The following is a 487-nucleotide window of genomic DNA, read 5'->3' on the forward strand; positions in this document are numbered from 1 at the left end:
TTCCGGGGCTGGAAAAAGTTCGAATTCTACAGCCGGGCTACGCTATCGAATATGATCATGTCGATCCGCGAGAGCTCCATTTCTCCCTCGAAACGAAACGGCTGCCCGGGCTTTTCCTGGCCGGCCAGATCAACGGCACGACTGGCTATGAAGAGGCTGCAGCCCAAGGCCTGGTCGCTGGATTGAATGCAGCGCGCAAGGCCGGCGGGTCGGATGCGATCGAATTCAGCCGGACACAGTCCTATATCGGCGTGATGATCGATGATTTGACGTCGAAAGGTGTTTCGGAGCCCTATCGCATGTTCACGTCCCGGGCGGAATATCGTCTGTCGCTGCGGGCCGACAATGCGGATCAGCGCCTGACGCCACTCGGCATCGAGCTCGGCATTGTCAGCCATGATCGGCGAGAGAAATTCGAAATCTGGGCCGACGAGCTCGATTGGGCGCGGGACTATGCGCAAAATGTCTCGCTGACGCCAAAGCAAGC

General features: G+C 58.3%; 1 protein-coding gene. It reads left to right on the forward strand.

Annotated elements, in window-relative coordinates:
• Positions 1–487: FAD-dependent oxidoreductase (locus AC1D0P_RS28715; protein ID WP_477679843.1), on the forward strand; the 487-nt coding region annotated here is incomplete at both ends.

It is taken from the genome of Polaromonas sp. P1_G2 (genome assembly GCF_056405515.1).